This window comes from Sphingomonas sp. TF3 (assembly GCF_003985085.1).
Taxonomy (GTDB): Bacteria; Pseudomonadota; Alphaproteobacteria; order Sphingomonadales; family Sphingomonadaceae; genus Sphingomonas.
This window is the reverse complement of the sequence record NZ_RWKS01000090.1, coordinates 1-325: the sequence shown is the minus strand read 5'-3', so window position 1 is coordinate 325 and position 325 is coordinate 1. Positions and strand designations below refer to the sequence as shown.

At 61.8% G+C, this 325-nt stretch carries 1 protein-coding gene; it reads right to left on the bottom strand.

Annotated elements, in window-relative coordinates; all coding sequences use genetic code 11:
- The coding region (locus EJC47_RS20910) for a transposase (protein ID WP_185867754.1) at positions 1-271 on the bottom strand (271 nt) is incomplete at its 3' end.
- Positions 272-325: the final 54 nt, after the last annotated feature.

The following is a 325-nucleotide window of genomic DNA, read 5'->3' as shown; positions in this document are numbered from 1 at the left end:
CGAAGCTCGCCTGACGATCGCGTGGCACGTCGATCGCCAGCTTGCCGGTGTCGGTCATCACGGTCTTCCGACCGTAGCCGTTGCGCGTGTTGCCGGCACCGTCCTGGCCGGCCAGGTGATGATCCATCTCCGCGTTCAACGCGCGCTCGGTCAGCGCCTTCTTCAGCGAATCGAGCAGGCCACCTTGGTCAAATGCAGCACTCGCGGCACCGCCCGCCAGCAACTGGTCGAGAAGCTCATTCGGTATCGCAGGTTCTTTGCGTCGGGACATATGGGATCTCCTCTTTACCCATTATGCCCGCCCACACACGGAAATCCTGACAGT